Source organism: Nitrosomonas sp. Nm34 (genome assembly GCF_900113925.1).
Taxonomy (GTDB): domain Bacteria; phylum Pseudomonadota; class Gammaproteobacteria; order Burkholderiales; family Nitrosomonadaceae; genus Nitrosomonas.
Genome location: NZ_FORD01000005.1, coordinates 92,448 through 109,168, shown reverse-complemented (window position 1 = coordinate 109,168; position 16,721 = coordinate 92,448). Strand labels below are relative to the sequence as shown.

The window sequence follows — 16,721 nt, the reverse complement described above, 5'->3', positions numbered from 1 at the left end:
GTCAGCTTTGATTGGGAAAGGGAATGACTCCGGTAGTGGTCAATCACTCAGGAAGCAGCGTGCTAGACTGCTTAGACTGTTCGTTGGCAGGCGTCTGCCGACTGCCTGAGAATCGGTCGAGATACAGGTAAATCACCGGGGTAATAAACAAGGTGATCACTTGGGAAAACAATAAGCCCCCTATCACTGCCAGCCCGAGCGGTTGCCGCAACTCGGCGCCGGCACCGAGACCAAGGGCAATCGGCAGCGCACCCATCATGGCAGCGAGTGTGGTCATCATAATCGGACGAAAACGAAGCAGGCAAGCTGTACGAATTGCTTGGTAGGGTGTCAGATGTTGCTCCCGTTGGGCGTCCAGCGCAAAATCGATCATCATGATGGCGTTTTTCTTCACAATACCGATCAGCAATAAAATACCAATTATAGCCATGATGGAAAGCTCGATATTGAATAACCATAAAATGCCGAGCGCACCTACTGCTGCGGAAGGAAGACCCGCAAGAATCGTAATGGGATGAATATAGCTTTCGTAAAGCACTCCGAGTAATACATAAATAACCAGCAGTGCCGCCACAATCAGGATGAGCTGGCTTGTCTGGGAGGATTGAAAAGCTGCCGCATCGCCGGCAAAGCTGGTCAGAATACTGTCAGGTAAATTGATTTCATGTTTGAATTGTTCGATCAGTTTAGCAGCTTCCCCCAACGCAGCGCCTGGCGCAAGATTAAATGAGATGGTCAAAGATTCAAGCTGCCCCACATGATTGATTGCCAGCGGTCCCATTTCGCGTACTACCGTTGCCACGCTCGATAACGGTACGAGCGCACCATTTTTTGCTCGCAAGTGAATGTTATCAAAAGCACTTTCATCAGTACGATACTCCCCTGCCACCTGCAGAATGACGCGATAACTATCGCTTGAGGTGAAAATGGTCGAAACCTGCCGCTCGCCAAAAGCACTATACAACGCTGACCGAATCGCAGCGACTTCTACACCCAGTAAATTGGCTTTATCACGATCAATTTCGAGCCGCGCTTGCAGTCCTTTGAGTTTCATATCACTCGTCACATCCCGGAACACGGCATGCTTCTGCATACGCGACATGACGGCATCTGCTGCCGCATACAGATCCTCAGTCCGAACGCTGCGCATCACGTATTGATAGCGGCTCTTGCTGGGCATACTGCCAATTCTCAGATTTTGCGAGGGCGTCATGAATATCCTGACGCCAGCTATACCGCGTACTTCCTTACGCAATACTTCCAGCACCTTGCTCATCGCGGGACGTTCACTACGTGGCTTAAGACCAACAAACATGCGTGCGTTGTTGGCGCCTTCCGTAAAGGTAATGCTATTATCAACAAAAGGATGAGCACGAATGATTTCACTGGTTTGTTCTACCAAGCGGGTCAAGGCGGGAAAGGAAATATCTTCTGCTGCTTCAATCGAAATCATGATTCGGCCCGTATCTTCTTCGGGAAAGAAGCCTTTGGGCAGTACCAGAAAGAGTATACCCGCCGCAACAAAGGTACTCAGGGCGATGGCCAGCACGGTGCGCCGATGACGCAACGCCCAGTCCAGCACATAGGTATAGGCTGCCAACAGATGATTAAATCCGTTCTCAAACCATTGCGTCAATCTCATACTCCATCCATCTGATGAATCCAATACCAGATAACGGCTTGCCATCATGGGAATCAGCGTGAGCGAAACAACAGCCGACACCAGTACTGCAATACTGACGACGGCAGCAAATTCGTGAAACATCATGCCGATAACTCCTGGCATGAAAAAAACCGGGATGAAGACAGCTACCAGCGAAATCGAAATGGAGAGGATGGTAAAGGTAATCTCTTTCGAGCCACGTAATGCTGCCTGCAGTGGCGGCAAGCCATTTTCGATATGTCGCACGATGTTTTCCAGCATTACAATGGCATCGTCCACCACCAGCCCAACAGCGAGGGTAATGGCCAGCAGGGAAATATTATCGAGCGTATAGTCAAAAACGCGCATCAGCATCACCGTACCCAGCAATGAAATCGGTAACGATAACGCGGGAATAAGCGTGACCGCAGGTTTACGCAGAAACAGGAACATGACCAGAATCACCAGCGCAACGGTTAAGCCAAAAGTCAGTTGCACATCAAAAATGGCATCCCGGATCGATTGAGAGCGATCAAGATAAAAAGCCAATTGCACCGAAGCAGGTAATTGCGCACTTATTTTCGGTAAGGCGGTTTTGACAGCATTGACAGCAGCTACGACATTCGCTCCAGGCTGTGCATAAACAAGCAAGCCGATGGATGGTTGGCCATTTGTCCAGCTCGCAGTCTTGACCGATTCCACACTATTTTCCACCGTGGCCACTTCTGATAATTTAACCGGATGACCGTTGGGCGTAGTCGCAACAATCAACTCTGCAAAGGCATCCGCGTTATCAAGCTGGCGATTAGCCTGAACGATCAAGGTCTGACGAGGCCCATCCAGTGTACCCACAGGCGAATTGTCATTGGCACGCGCCAATGCATCTGCGATATCATCCACCGTTAAGTTGCGCGCGGCCAGTGCCAGTGGATTGACCTGCACGCGTACGGCATACTTTTTCTGACCATTGGGTCGTATTTCACCGATGCCCGGCAGCGTAGACAAAGCCGGTACAATCAGCTTATCAGCGAAATTATTCAGCTCCGGTAATGGCATCGTTTCTGATGTCAGCGAAAGGATGGTAACCGGCGTATCGGCTGGATTGACTTTGCGATAGGAAGGCATCGTGGTCATTTCCACCGGCAGCGATTGCTGCGCCCGCAACAATGCCGCCTGCACATCGACTGCTGCACCGTCCATATCACGATCCTGATTAAACTCCAGCGTGACCACGGTAGTCCCTTGCGTACTGGTTGAGCTGATGACTGATAAACCCGCAATCGCTAAAAACTGGCGCTCAAGAGGAGTAGCCACAGCTGAGGCCATCGTATCCGGACTTGCCCCTGGTAACACCGCATTGACGGTAATGGTAGGGGTATCAAAACGGGGTAATGCTGCAATAGGAACACCGCTATAAGACAAAATACCCGCAATGACGGCTGTCAATGACAACAATATTGTCATTATCGGACGGCGTATACATAATTCGGCCAGATTCATTGCTTATTTAGAGCGAGGGAAGGAGTGAAAGGGATGGAGTATTGTTATTGCCAGAATCCGATCTCAACCCACTCTGATCAGAATCAGACACTTGCCCGCAAGTTCTGCTCGCGTTTACCGTAGTGCCGGCACGGAGATGCTGGGCTCCTTCAATCACGACACACCTATCCGCTTCTATTCCTTCTACTACCGCAATCCCCTCCTGGATCAACTTGACATCAACTCCTTGGGGTATTGCTTTATTATCTTCTCCCACGACAAAAACAAATTGACCGCTGGGTCCGGTTTGTAGCGCCTGAGTGGGAACGATTAATACCTTAGGCAATATACTGGCGATCAATGTCACATTAGCAAACATGCCAGGCCAGAACTTTCCGTCTGCATTAGCGAATTCCGCTTTTACTTGGATCGTGCCACTGGCCTTATCGACTGCACTATCAACAAATACGATGCGTCCCTCTCGCTCCTGTTTGTCAGAAAGGTTAAGCCGGGCGCTGACTCTCGCTTCTCCTTTGGCAAGCGCTTGTTTCAGAGTGGTTAATTCACGCTCAGGCAGCTCAAAACTGACATAAATAGGGTCAATCTGTGTAATGCTTACCAGCAGAGAAGCTTCCGGTCGGACCAGACTGCCGGGATAAACCTGGATGGCACCTGTCCGACCTGCAATCGGCGCCACTATCTCTCCATAACCACGGGTAACACGGTCTGCCTGCACGGCAGCCTCATCAAATTTCAGTTGATTCTGCAACAACTCAACCTGGTTTTCTGCAACATCCAGTGCTGCCTGAGAAATAAAATTTTTGTGAAACAATTCCTGTTGGCGATGGAGCTGACGCATTGCATTATGCAATTCGACTCTTGTCTTGGCGAGCTGCGCAGCGGATTTAGCGAGATTGGCTTCCTCGGCACGTGTATCAAGGGTAAACAATCGTTCGCCCTTAGCCACAAACTGGCCTTCCTTGATATGAACTGTTTTGATCGCGGCTGCGACCTGCGGCCGTACCTCAACTATTTGTATAGGCGATACGGTACCTTTAGTCTTAAATTTAACCGGCACATCCCGTTGCGAAGTCAGGGTTGCTACGACTGGAACCGGCATGACACTTACTTCATTTTTTGGGATGCGATTGGCAGCTGAATCATGAGTTCGCAAAAACCAAAAACCCGCTGCCAGTACAATGAGCAAAAAACTGATGAAAGCCATCCTCGAATAGCCTTTGCCAGCGGCCGAATCCTTCTGGGAAATTGCTGCTGCCGATACCTTATTTGTCATTACTCTATTAAAAATGATCTGAATATAGAACCATATCCTTTCAATGGATTATTCTACCGCTGGCCATTCGTATTTGCCGCGAGCAGCGAGTAGATAAGGCTTCATCATGAGTCACGAGCACCAGCGTGGTTCCTCGTTCCCGATTTAACTCAAACATCAGTTCGATGATTTGAGCACCCGTTGCAGAATCGAGGTTACCCGTTGGCTCATCGGCAAATAACATTTTCGGCTGAGTTACGAAAGCACGAGCAATTGCAACACGTTGTTGTTCACCACCCGAAAGCTGCCGCGGATAATGTTTAAGCCGCATTCCCAGTCCCACCCGCTCAAGCAATGCCTGTGCTGCTCGCCTCGCATCATTTATGCCGGCGAGCTCCAATGGCAACATTACATTCTCGATAGCGGTCAACGCAGGCAGTAATTGAAATGACTGAAACATAAAACCAAGCAATCTACTGCGTAAAGCCGCCCGTTCATCCTCATCCAGCAGAAAAATATCCTCACCATCCAGATAAACATGGCCACTGGTCGGAACATCCAGGCCGGCCAATAGTCCAAGTAAGGTAGATTTTCCCGAACCAGAAGCACCCACTATAGCGATCGATTCGCCTGCATTTACTTCCAGGGAGATATCCTGCAAAATCGTTAGTCGATTATCGCCGGTATCGACTTGTTTAGTAAGGGAGTCTGTTCGCACGATAGGATGTGCCATTTGTTTAGCACGATTATTCAACATGAAAAATTTTTTAATCATTCTTTTTTTTCTATTCCCTATTACGTCTTATGCCGTAGCTAACCCAGCTAATGGCATCACTGTCATGATATTTGGAGATAGCTTATCAACCGGCTATGGTTTGCCAGCAGAAGTTGGATGGGTTAATCTGCTCAAACAGCGAATGCAGGCGCTCTCCCCTCATTATCAAGTCATCAATGTCAGTATCAGCGGTGAAACAACGCTGGGGGGACGTCATCGTATTGAGCAAGCACTCAAAACGCATCAACCGGACATCGTCATCATTGAATTAGGTGGTAATGATGGTTTACGCGGCGCATCCATTCAATCTATCCATGATAATCTAGGGGCCATCATTCAAGTTTGTCAGCGAAATAATGTGATGCCTTTACTCGCTGGCATGCAACTACCGCCCAATTATGGCACAGCCTACACCCAAAAGTTCCGCAATATTTATCCCCAACTTGCTGAGCGCTATCAATTAAAGCTGATTCCTTTTCTGCTGGACGGATTTGGGGATAAGCGCGAGTTTTTTCAAGCGGATGGCATTCATCCGGACGTAGCTGCCCAAAAGTTGATTACAGAAAATGTATGGGAAGTGTTATACCCGATGCTGGAATCAAACTACTCTACTGTGCAGAAAAGCATACAATTCGAACCCGCATTTGATAACTAATTTGATAAGAAAAAACAGGATGTCCGTAGATTGTTCACAAGCTGTGAAGGAAACAAAGCAAGCGCCCCAAGCGCGAGGTGGGCGAAATGCAGCTCCATGAGAAAACTCGTAAGCTCGTTTTTACGGCCCGGTAACAGGAGTCTCCTCATCCAATCTTTGCAGAAAAGCTGTCAGATCATTGGGTAATGGCGCTTCGAGGCCAATATATTCCCCGGTTGCTGGATGTGTCATCTTCAAACTAGCCGCATGCAGAAACATGCGTTTTAAGGCAAGCCTTTGCTTCCCTTTCATCAGTTTTTTATTCAACTCAAAATCGCCATATTTATCATCCCCTACAATCGGAAAACCTAGGTGTGCCAAATGGACCCGGATTTGATGGGTACGGCCGGTTTTTAATTCTGCCTCGAGCAAGCTGAAGTTTTGCCAATTTTTTTTCAAAGTAAACACGGTATGAGCTGGCAATTCTTTTTTTTCCTCATTCTTCCCTGACATCACCATGACACGCCGCTCACCGTCAGCGGTAACAAATTTATTAAGTGATAATTTCACACTTTGTTTAGCATTGCACCATCTTCCCTTGACCATTACCGAATAACGTTTTTGGACGATTCCCTCTCGAATCTGTCGATGTGCCTCGACCAATGCGCTGCGTTTCTTGGCAAGCAGCAGAACGCCAGAGGTTTCCCGATCCAGGCGATGTACCAGTTCCAGGAATTTCCAGTCAGGATGATGAGCGCGTAACTGTTCGATTACACCATAACTGATGCCACTGCCACCATGCACTGCGATACCGGAGGGTTTATTAATAGCCAACAGCCATTCATCTTCAAACAACACTTCGAAAGCAGCAAGCGGAGGTTTTATTATTTTTTGAGCACTTTGGAATGTTCTGATGGGCGGAATACGCACCTTATCATTCTGCTGCAAGCGATAATCTGCATTGATTCGCTTACTGTTGACACGTACCTGGCCGCTGCGCAGGAGTTGATAAATGTGACTCTTGGGCACCCTTTTAAAACGCTTGAAGAAAAAATTATCAATACGTTGCCCATCGGCTTCTTCATTGATATTTTCTACAATGACCATATCTGGCATAATATTTTTGTTTAACGTATTAATTTTACCTATACTCTTCATTTGGAATTCACAAATTTACCCATATACTACATAAATCATGTACTAATTACATGATGAGCATAATGACACCGGGTAATGGTTAACTCACTCGATAGGTTTAAAGTTTTGAAGTGTTGAAGAAAATCAGCACTGATTTGGTTAATGTCGCTCACCACCTAAAGTAGCGATAGTAATTGATTTGCGCGCTCAAAGCACATATGAATTTAGTTTCCGGTTTCGTAGTACCCGTCGACGGGATAGACTTTGTCGAAACCTTGTATAACTTGATTTCAATCCTGTTTCCACAATTTACAGGAACCAAGCTACACGCTAGAAATTGGCCAATCTTCACGGAAGGGAAAATTAAAGAAGGTCTGAATAAGAGAAAGAGTGTTGGAAGCACCCAGAGCATGAGCTCCCATATAACAAGCCAGGCAAATCTTGGCGTGGCTCCCTGTCATCGAGAAGAACTCAATGGGTCAAGCTCCGCGATACTGCGATGTACCACTATAACCCTCCATACCGTCCTTTCCTAATACCATGATCCAATTACTGAACAATAAATTCTATTATGCGTAAACGATAGGAAGCTATGCTGCCTGATATGCAGCAATCTGCCCGTGAATTGAGCGCGGGAGGCATAAAATGAAACGCATGTTATTCAATGCGACACAGCCAGAAGAGTTGCGTGTCGCAATTGTAGATGGACAAAAACTGATTGATCTCGATATTGAGACAATTGGTAAAGAACAACGTAAAGGCAATATTTATAAAGGAGTGATTACCCGCTTAGAACCAGGATTAGAAGCCGCCTTTGTTGATTATGGTGGAGACCGCCATGGTTTTTTGCCTTATAAGGAAATCTCCCCCACCTGCTTCGGTGAGAGCCCTGATTTACCGGGTCATCGTATTCCAAGCTTACTCCGAGAAGGTCAGGAGTTGATCGTTCAAGTTGATAAGGATGAGCGTGGCACGAAAGGTGCTGCATTAACCACTTATATTTCCCTGGCAGGGCGTTATCTCGTGCTGATGCCCAATAATCCGCATAGTGGAGGGATATCCCGTCGCATCACCGCAGAAGAGAGAACTGAGCTGCGGGATGTCATCTCGCACCTGCAGATCGCGCCTGGGATGAGCATTATTGCGCGTACTGCAGGCATTGGTCGCAATGAAGAAGAGTTACAGTGGGATTTAAATTATTTGACCCAGCTTTGGTACGCCATTGAAGAAGCTGCTAAGAATCAAAGCGGTATCTTTCTGATTTATCAGGAAAGCAGTCTCGTTATTCGTGCCATTCGTGATTATTTTCATCACGAAATCGGTGAAATTCTGATCGACAATTCTGAAATTTATGAACAAGCGTGCCAATTCATGGCTCACGTCATGCCAGATAATGTCGATCGTCTCAAACTGTATCAGGATGATATCCCCTTATTCTCTCGCTTCCAGATTGAACACCAGATAGAAACGGCTTACTCCCGGCAGGTATCCCTGCCTTCAGGCGGAGCTATCGTCATTGATCACACAGAAGCGCTCGTATCTATCGATGTCAATTCAGCACGAGCCATTCGAGGTGCTGACATCGAAAGCACCGCACTTAATACCAATCTGGAAGCTGCAGACGAAGTTGCCCGGCAGCTGCGTTTACGCGACTTAGGGGGATTGGTGGTCATTGATTTTATTGACATGGAGGTCGCCCGTAACCAGCGGGAGGTGGAATCACGTCTGCATGAAGCGCTGCATCATGATCGTGCACGTGTCCAGGTCGGAAAAATCTCACGCTTTGGATTATTGGAGCTATCACGCCAGCGCCTACGTCCATCGCTTGGAGAAAGCAACTATATCACCTGCCCACGTTGCCATGGCACGGGACATATCCGTGGTACTGATTCATCCGCTCTGCATATTCTCAGAATTATTCAGGAAGAAGCGATGAAAGAGCATACCAGTGCGCTGCATGTGCAGCTTCCTGTCGATGTGGCTACTTTTCTGTTAAATGAAAAACGTTCTGATATCCATAATATCGAAGCACGCCTGAAAGTTAATATTATCCTCATTCCGAATATCTATTTGGAAACGCCCAATTATAAAATTACTCGGCTACGCCAGGAGGACATGAAATCAACTGAAATGCAAGCCAGTTATGAGATGGTAGAGAAAGTTGCAGAGGAAATTATCTTGCCGACAGCGCAGGAAGCCAAGCCAACACGTCCACAGGCCGCAGTAAAAGGAATTACACCCACGCAACCTGCGCCAGGACGTGAAGAAAAAACTCGCGAACAAGCCTCATTCTTGGATAAATTCTTTGGCTGGTTCAAACCAACCAGCCAGGAGCATGCGCCAGAAGAATCTGCTCCACCCAGCCATAAAGAGAAATCACAGCGTCACGAACGAGGTCGGGGACGTCGGGATCGTGGTCGTGGTGGCCGCAGTAAAGAACTCCTTACTCATGAACAACGCAAGCATCATGATCTACATGAGCCTCTGCAAGAATTGCCCCAAGAGTCTGCGGGCATCCTGCTAGAAGAGCAGATTGTTTCTGAGCCCCATGAAAGAACCGTACAGAGAAGTCGTGATAGCCAGCTTGCGCGAAGAAAACAAGCTCATCCGCCGCGTGAAGAAAAAGTACATACAGAGGTAGAAGTAACGACCGAAGAAGGCATCTCGCCAGTTGAGGCATTACCTGAGCAAACTGAAGAACGTGAAGAGCGTGGTCGTTCACGCCGCCGTCGTGGAGGGCGGCAGCGTGAGCGCTCTGAGCGATCACGTCTGCATAAAGTAGCTGATACTGAGGAAGCCGCTTCCTTGGAAGAAACTCAGCCTGAAAATCAGTCTGAAAGCTACTTAAATGATCACGCATCAGCGCCCAAACTCATTACTTTTAAGGCAGAAAGTGTCCTCACTGAAATGAGTGAAACCAGCGAGAAATCTGAATCAGCTGATTATTCTCCTGATCTGCCAGTAACCGCACCGCCTGTTCCTGTTCCACAATTTAACTTGCCATTCGAGCACATCTCGACGCCAGCAGAACAGGAATTATCTGCTTCCCCACCCAGCTTGCCTCAATCAGCGGAGCCGGCTGAGCCATGTCCGACTTTCGAATTCCCGGATTTATCCAAAAGTGGCTTAATCATGATTGAGACCGCCCCTGATAAAATTTCTGAAGCAATGGAAGATCTGACTTCCCCCAAGAGACAACGACGTAAGCCAGCAGCCGTAAAAATGATTGAATCTGAGCCATTAATTCAGGTAGAGACAAAAGATTAATTCTATGAATAAAAAAATAGGGCTGTAATTACTTAATTTAAAAAGATAACGATATGAGCGATTTTCCCGAATATGATGAAATCCATGTCATTTCAGACATTCACATGGGTGGCAATAAGGTAGATTTTCAAATTTTGCGTGAAACCGAGCGTCTCGCCAACTATATCGGTTGGGTCGGACAGCAACGGCCTGGCGGACGCGTGGCATTGATATTGAATGGCGATATCATCGATACACTGGCAGAAGACATTCATGGCTATGTAGCCACGGATGAAGCCATTGCCACCGTACAGCGAATCATAAAAGACGTCTCTTTTTCCAATATCTGGGAAGCTTTGGCTGATTTTGTCAAATTGGAAGGACGCACCCTGATCATCATCATTGGCAACCACGATATTGAATTATCTTTTCCTGTGGTACAACGCCTGATTATCACGTATCTGGCAGGAGCCGATCAAACAGCGCGCGCGCGCATTGAATTTTGTACAACCGGCGCAGGCTACACCTGCGCGGTTGGAAATGCACGCATCTATTGTACTCACGGGAATGAAGTCGATGCGTGGAATTACAACCGTTATGAAGATCTCGCAAAAGTAGGGCGACGCTTGAATGTGGGCCGTTCACTTAGTCCCAGCGAATGGTACCCCAATGCCGGTACGCGCATGGTTAAAGATATCATGAATGACGTGAAGCGCAAGTTTGCCTGGATCGATCTGCTTAAACCAGAAACATCTGCCGCCGTCGGTACCTTATTGGTACTTGACCCGTCACAAGCAAGTAAAATCAATAAACTGCTACCGATTGTGGGTGAAAAGGTAGGAGGACAAAAGCAAATTGATCAACGGCTTTCCGCTGAAGGCTTTCACCAGCCCAGTCAGGGCACTGCCATCCCATTTACCGCTGACCGTTTATTAGGACCCAACCTTAAAGCTGGCTTATTAGGCGCTACCGCAACTGACACCCGTAGCGCTGATGACATGTTGCTTGCTGCGGAAAAGAGCTTTCGTACTGGTGCACAGACTGTCTTAGCCGCTAACAGCACCTTAGGCACACCACAACTCATCTGGGATAGTTTAACGGGTTGGATGAGGGGTGTCGGTAAAGATGAAGCACTGCGTCGTGCGCTTAAAGACTGGTTGGCAGATGACAAAACGTTTGATATCTCCGATCAGGATGATACTTACAAACAAGTGACGGCCGCGGTCGGATCATCCATTGACTTTATTATTACCGGTCACACGCATCTTGAACGTGCCATTAACATGGGAGGCGGACGTTATTATTTCAATAGTGGCACCTGGATTCGCTTGTTACAGTTTACCGAAGCGATGTTAAAAGACACGGCTTCCTTCAAACCAGTATACGATGTACTCATCAATGGAAAAATGGAAGCGATTGATCAGGCAAGATTTGATAATCAGCCATTTGTGATGGACCAGACCAGCGCTATATCGATTAAAAAAGAAAGCGGCAAAGTAGTTGGGAGGTTGACCCATGTTGTGGGTGACGGCTCAGGCCTACCTCTTGAGATAAAAAAATTCCCGGAGCAATGATATGAGCACTCTTCCCAGCAAAGCCATCCAAAAAGTTAAACTTGAATTTCTCAGACCAGGACCCTCGCACAATCAGTTGCTCTCCCCCCTTACGCCCTATATTGCGTTATGTGGGGAAGAAGGGCCAGTGACGGTGCAAATGCCATTTGAGCACCGACAATTATTAATGCGCTTGCGCAGGTTACGTTATGAATCCGATAAGGACCCCGCCAATGATGAGCAACGCCAGGCTGAAGTTCGTGATTTAGGTGAAGCGATTGGGAGAGTGCTCGGTCAGATTCCAGCGCTGCTTTCCGAATTGGGTAATGCCGCAGTGGAAGCCGGAAAACTGGTTCATCTGCGCCTTTCCTTATCTGCGTTTGAGCTTGGCCTGGTTCCATTTGAGCTTGCTGTCGGCGTGGATGGATTCCCAGGTTCTGGCTCCCCGTTATTCCTACAAACACGTGCACCGATTTCAATCACACGGGAAATCCGCCGCGGGCGGCCTCTTCCAATTAATTGGAACCGGCCACCCCGTATCCTCTTTGCTTTTGCAGAACCCGATGGACTTTATGTTCCCGCTCAATCTCATTTACAAGCCCTACGTTCAGCTATCGAACCGTGGGTGAAAATCAGAAACCCAGGGAGGGATAAGGAACGCGTAGAGGATGTTAAAAATATTTTGACTGTCCTGCCTAATGCGACCTTGAAACAGATCCGTGAAGCATGTGCCCAAGCTGAGTATACTCATGTACATATTCTGGCACATGGTGCACCCTTGGAAAATTCCGGTAATAAACGCTACGGCGTAGCGTTATGTAGCGATTTTGATTCAAGCAAAGATATCATTGATGGCGAAAGGCTTGCCATTGCGCTGACAGCGCGTGATTCATCGGGAAATACAAAATTCTGCCCGACACTCGTTACGCTCGCAACCTGTGATTCAGGCAATATCGAATCGATGCTTACCCCTGGCGGCAGTATCGCACATGAACTGCATGCTGCAGGTATTCCCTGGGTGATTGCATCACAGTTCCCGCTATGGATGAGTGCTTCGGCAATTGCTGCCGAAGTACTTTATCAACGGCTACTGGATGGCAACGACCCGCGCTGGGTCATCTATGAATTACGTCAGCGCTTACGCACCGATGCAGCAGGCACTCATGATTGGGCTAGTATCGTCGCTTACGCCACCGTACCATTAAATTTTGAAGACCAGGTCGATGCCTTCCGCGACCAACAAATCAGAAGACGACTGGAAGTCAAATTCGACCGCATCGATGAATTGGTAGGGGCTAATATCGAGATTGAACAAACCCAGCAAACGTTCAATTCCGCTGAACTTGAAGAAGAAATCGGTTTCTTGTGCAAGTCTATTCGTAACGAACTCAAGGCATGGCGTGAGGCGCCTGAAGCAATGGCATCTTTCGAAATCAAAGCCGAACGTCTCGGCATGAGTGCAGCCAGTGAGAAACGTATTGGCATCGCCTATTCATTACTTGCGAGTAACCATGCGGTTGATCCCAGCAAAATTCCGAAGTGGGCAAAGGAAAGCAAAAAAGCCTATGAAGCTTCGCAAGCATGCTATCGTGAAGCCTTGGAATTTGAGCCGCATAATTATTGGGTGATGACGCAATATCTTTCCATTACAGCCATACCTGCCTTAACCAGTAGCGCAGCTTTTAGATCCTTACCAGAAAATTATGGCCAATGGTGGATCGCAGCTCGCCAAATTGTCGAGTGGGAGTCGAATAAGGCTAGCGGAGATGATCGCGCGTACACCTTAGCAACCCTGGCCGAGCTCGCTCTGCTCGGGGTAGCCTATGGTGGACCATATTTCAGTGATCAGCACGCAAAAGAGGAGATTATTCGTTATTGCAGTGAAATGCGGGCACAGCTTGATCCTGATGAATTCCCGCTCCTGTCAACACAACGCCAATTCAGGCGTTATATAAAGTATTGGGATAGAGAGGAATGGAGAGGCCTGGCTTATGTTGCCTTAGAGGCGTTAGGGGGTAGATTGTCAGAAGAATCTCTGGAAGATTGATGAGTAATCAACCCTGGTATCGCGTCGGCGCCATTACCTTAACGTAGCAAAGCAGTATCTCTTCCAGAAACAATTTGGCGTTGAGAGGATGGCGCGCTAATTGCTGGCTCATGATCAAATTGCGCCAGAAGCTGGCAAGCAGCTTGGGATCTGCAGTTGAGGCCAATTTTCTTATAGTGGTTTCTTGATGGACATGGTAGCGAATTTTTCCTGTGGTACAAACACATATCAGGTCATAGCACCACTTTTGTAACCAACTGACAATCTCGGGTAAATCCAGTTTATGCAGACTGTTGGCCAGAGAAATAGGGTCAAAGCTGGCTGGCATGCTGATTTTCCGGATAAAATCTGTATGCTGGTTAAAATAATCTTGATGGCTGAATGCCGCAGCCTGCAAAGGTGAAGCACCTGACAGAGCCAGACAGATATCGGCATGTTCTACTCCCTGCTGTGTCAACCACTTGCGCGCAGTGGCCGCATCAGGTAGGGGCAGCGTAATATGCTGGCAACGACTACGAATGGTTGGCAGCAGATCTTGCGCACGATGCGCCACCAGAATGAAAAGAATATGGGATGGAGGTTCTTCAAGTTTCTTCAATAAGGCATTGGCTGCCGCTACATTCATGGCTTCTGCTGGATGAATCAGAATTACCTTGAGCCCATCCTGATGACCGGAAAGATAAACGAAATCGTTCAGCGCTCGCACTTGCTCGATAGTAATCTGTTGGCTGGGCTTTTTCCCTGATTTGGTGTGGTCTGCCTCTTGCCTGTCTATGCCACTGCTTGCGGAGCCCGCTTCGCCAGATGATTCAATAAGTGCTTCTGGTGTCATTAAATAAAAATTTGGATGGGTTTCCTGCTCAAACCATTTGCAGCTTGCACATACGCCGCAGGCAACCTGCTCCACCGTTATCTGCGCACACAATAATGATTTGGCAAGGCTTCGTGCAAAGCCTAGTTTGCCTATTCCCTTTCTGCCTTTCAGCAGCAAGGCATGTGTCTTCAAAGCCACCGAGCCTCTCACTTGTTGCCAGATGGTATATTGCCAGGGATAAAGTTCATTCATTTAACAATGCTTGCTGGATGATAGCTTCCAAGGCGATTGTCACCTCATGCAGCGGTTGGCTTGCATCGACCAAGCAGATTCTTTCGGTAAATTGCTGCGCTCGCTGTAGATAAGTTGCGCGCACCTGGAGAAAAAATTCATCCTGTTCTCTCTCGAACCGATCGGTTATTTTGGCCGATTGTACACGCTGTCTAGCCATTTCTACCGGTACATCGAAATATAATGTAAGATCAGGCTGGAACACGCCCTGTACCCACTGTTCCAGTATGTGTAACTTATCGAATGGCACTCCCCTGCCCCCTCCCTGATAAGCAAAACTCGCATCGGTGAAGCGATCCGAAATGACCCACTCCCCTCTATGGAGCGAGGGCAGAATGACTTTATCCAGATGCTCCCGCCGTGCTGCAAACATCAGCAATGCTTCCGTTTCCGCATGCATGTGCTGACCAGGATCGAGCAGCAAGGTGCGCAATTGCTCACCCAGTAAGGTGCCACCTGGCTCACGTGTTGTTACGACATCGATTCCTTTATCTTCTAAAAAATTTTCCAGCCAGGCCAAATGAGTGCTCTTGCCTGCGCCATCAAGGCCTTCTAAAGTAATGAATTTCCCCCGCTGCATAAGGTAGCCTGCTCATCTCTAAATATTCAATAAATAAAATCCAACCCGATCTGCTTTGCCTTATTATATCTGTTCAATAACTTAAATTCTGTCATCAGAATAAAACAGCATATGCAAATCAATTCTGCCGGTTATCTCGATAACGTGCGTTTCATTCCTTCACCGAACTGTGATGAACGCCCGACTGAATGTGCTATCAGTTTATTGGTGATTCATAACATCAGCCTGCCACCGGATGAATTTGGCGGAAATGGTGTAATCGAGTTATTTACTAACCAGCTTGATCCGCAAGCGCATCCTTATTTTGAATCATTGCATCATCTCCGGGTCTCCAGCCACTTTTTCATTCGCCGTGATGGGGAAATCATCCAATTTGTTCCGTGCAGGCTGCGCGCCTGGCATGCGGGAGTGTCCTGCTGGCAAGGCAAGGAGCGCTGTAATGACTTCTCCATCGGGGTTGAACTGGAAGGAAGTGATGCCCTACCCTTTGAACCTATTCAGTACGATCAGCTCATTACGCTCACGGTCTCTTTGCTCAAGGCCTACCCCATTACCGATATTGCAGGGCATGCTGATATTGCCCCCATGCGTAAAACCGACCCAGGTCCTTATTTTGATTGGGGGCATTATCGCCAGGGATGTTCTAGCGATGGTATTCACCAGCACGTTCAGGTTGGTAGGTGACTTCTACGATACGAACGCGCAATACGCCACCGCCAGGTTTTGGCCATTCGATTTCATCTCCTTGAGAAAGACCCAGCAGCGCACTGCCGACTGGCGCAAGAATTGAAATCTTGCTGCCGCTGGCGTCAATGTCTCTAGGATAGACCAGTGTTAATTCAAATTCTTCAGATGAAGATTCAACTTTAAACCTTACTGTAGAATTCATAGTCACCACAGTAGGTGGCACATCCATCGGATCAACGACTTCCGCTCGCATCAATTCAGCCTCTAGTTCATCCTTACCCGGGAAAGCATTGCTGGGTAATGAATCAATAAGCCTCTCCAATCTCTCCGCATCAAGCGTTGAAATAATAATTTTTGGTCTGGTTTTCATTTTTACCCTCTTGGCTTTTGATTAATACAGCTTATCCGCATTATGAAAGAAGATCTCATTCCGTTTCTCAATCATACCTAACTTTGTCGGCTTTCCCTTGTCGCTTTATTCAGCCCGGGCTCACCTTTGTGTTATATTTGATTTGAAAGGAAATAGCAAGCAGACAGGGGAAACGCACATCATGCGTCATGCC

At 47.7% G+C, this 16,721-nt stretch carries 12 protein-coding genes; 5 read left to right on the top strand and 7 right to left on the bottom strand.

Going from position 1 to position 16,721, the window contains the following annotated elements:
• Nucleotides 1–43 precede the first annotated feature (43 nt).
• The 3 genes from BM283_RS03790 to BM283_RS03780 are packed head-to-tail and all read right to left on the bottom strand — an operon-like array spanning nt 44 to nt 5,151.
• On the bottom strand, nt 44–3,142 hold the full coding sequence (locus tag BM283_RS03790; RefSeq protein ID WP_090689789.1) for an efflux RND transporter permease subunit: 3,099 nt from the start codon (nt 3,140–3,142) through the stop codon (nt 44–46).
• Between the two features lie 7 nt (nt 3,143–3,149).
• Nucleotides 3,150–4,415 carry an efflux RND transporter periplasmic adaptor subunit gene (locus BM283_RS03785; protein ID WP_254776139.1) on the bottom strand — a complete coding sequence of 422 codons (1,266 nt, stop codon included), beginning with the start codon at nt 4,413–4,415 and terminating at the stop codon, nt 3,150–3,152.
• A 40-nt stretch (nt 4,416–4,455) separates the two neighbouring features.
• Nucleotides 4,456–5,151 (bottom strand): ABC transporter ATP-binding protein, encoded by a 696-nt coding sequence (locus BM283_RS03780; protein WP_090689869.1) that lies wholly within the window; start codon nt 5,149–5,151, stop codon nt 4,456–4,458.
• Here BM283_RS03780 and BM283_RS03775 point away from each other — a divergent pair.
• The gene (locus BM283_RS03775) at nt 5,150–5,824 is read left to right on the top strand and encodes an arylesterase (RefSeq protein ID WP_090689784.1); all 675 of its coding nucleotides are present in this window, start codon (nt 5,150–5,152) and stop codon (nt 5,822–5,824) included. The two genes, BM283_RS03780 and BM283_RS03775, sit on opposite strands and share 2 nt — an antisense overlap.
• Before the next feature lie 120 nt (nt 5,825–5,944).
• Here the strand turns inward: BM283_RS03775 and BM283_RS03770 are convergent, their stop codons facing one another.
• The gene (locus BM283_RS03770; RefSeq protein WP_090689780.1) at nt 5,945–6,961 is read right to left on the bottom strand and encodes an RluA family pseudouridine synthase; all 1,017 of its coding nucleotides are present in this window, start codon (nt 6,959–6,961) and stop codon (nt 5,945–5,947) included.
• A gap of 624 nt (nt 6,962–7,585) precedes the next feature.
• Between BM283_RS03770 and BM283_RS03765 the strand changes: the two genes are divergently transcribed.
• Genes BM283_RS03765 through BM283_RS03755 form a run of 3 tightly spaced genes read left to right on the top strand, consistent with a single transcriptional unit; the run spans nt 7,586 to nt 13,786 of the window.
• Nucleotides 7,586–10,207 (top strand): Rne/Rng family ribonuclease, encoded by a 2,622-nt coding sequence (locus BM283_RS03765; RefSeq protein WP_090689777.1) that lies wholly within the window; start codon nt 7,586–7,588, stop codon nt 10,205–10,207.
• Nucleotides 10,208–10,260: 53 nt separating this feature from the next.
• Entirely contained in the window at nt 10,261–11,760 is a 1,500-nt protein-coding gene (locus tag BM283_RS03760) for a metallophosphoesterase (RefSeq protein ID WP_090689774.1), read from the top strand.
• Between the two features lies 1 nt (nt 11,761).
• Nucleotides 11,762–13,786 (top strand): CHAT domain-containing protein, encoded by a 2,025-nt coding sequence (locus BM283_RS03755; RefSeq protein WP_090689770.1) that lies wholly within the window; start codon nt 11,762–11,764, stop codon nt 13,784–13,786.
• Nucleotides 13,787–13,793: 7 nt separating this feature from the next.
• Here BM283_RS03755 and holB read toward each other — a convergent pair whose 3' ends face one another.
• Together holB and tmk are read right to left on the bottom strand one after the other, a co-directional pair.
• On the bottom strand, nt 13,794–14,852 hold the full coding sequence (gene holB / locus BM283_RS03750) for a DNA polymerase III subunit delta' (protein WP_090689767.1): 1,059 nt from the start codon (nt 14,850–14,852) through the stop codon (nt 13,794–13,796).
• Nucleotides 14,845–15,471: a dTMP kinase gene (gene tmk, locus BM283_RS03745; RefSeq protein WP_090689758.1), complete on the bottom strand. Its 627-nt coding sequence runs from the start codon at nt 15,469–15,471 to the stop codon at nt 14,845–14,847. Before tmk ends, holB begins: the two co-directional genes overlap by 8 nt.
• Before the next feature lie 111 nt (nt 15,472–15,582).
• Here tmk and ampD point away from each other — a divergent pair, with 111 nt between their 5' ends.
• Nucleotides 15,583–16,155 carry a 1,6-anhydro-N-acetylmuramyl-L-alanine amidase AmpD gene (gene ampD / locus BM283_RS03740; RefSeq protein ID WP_090689755.1) on the top strand — a complete coding sequence of 191 codons (573 nt, stop codon included), beginning with the start codon at nt 15,583–15,585 and terminating at the stop codon, nt 16,153–16,155.
• On the opposite strand, the gene rnk is transcribed toward ampD, so the two are convergent.
• A complete protein-coding gene (gene rnk, locus BM283_RS03735; RefSeq protein ID WP_046850653.1) occupies nt 16,115–16,528 on the bottom strand; it encodes a nucleoside diphosphate kinase regulator in 414 nt (137 codons plus the stop codon). The genes ampD and rnk overlap by 41 nt on opposite strands.
• Between the last annotated feature and the right edge of the window lie 193 nt (nt 16,529–16,721).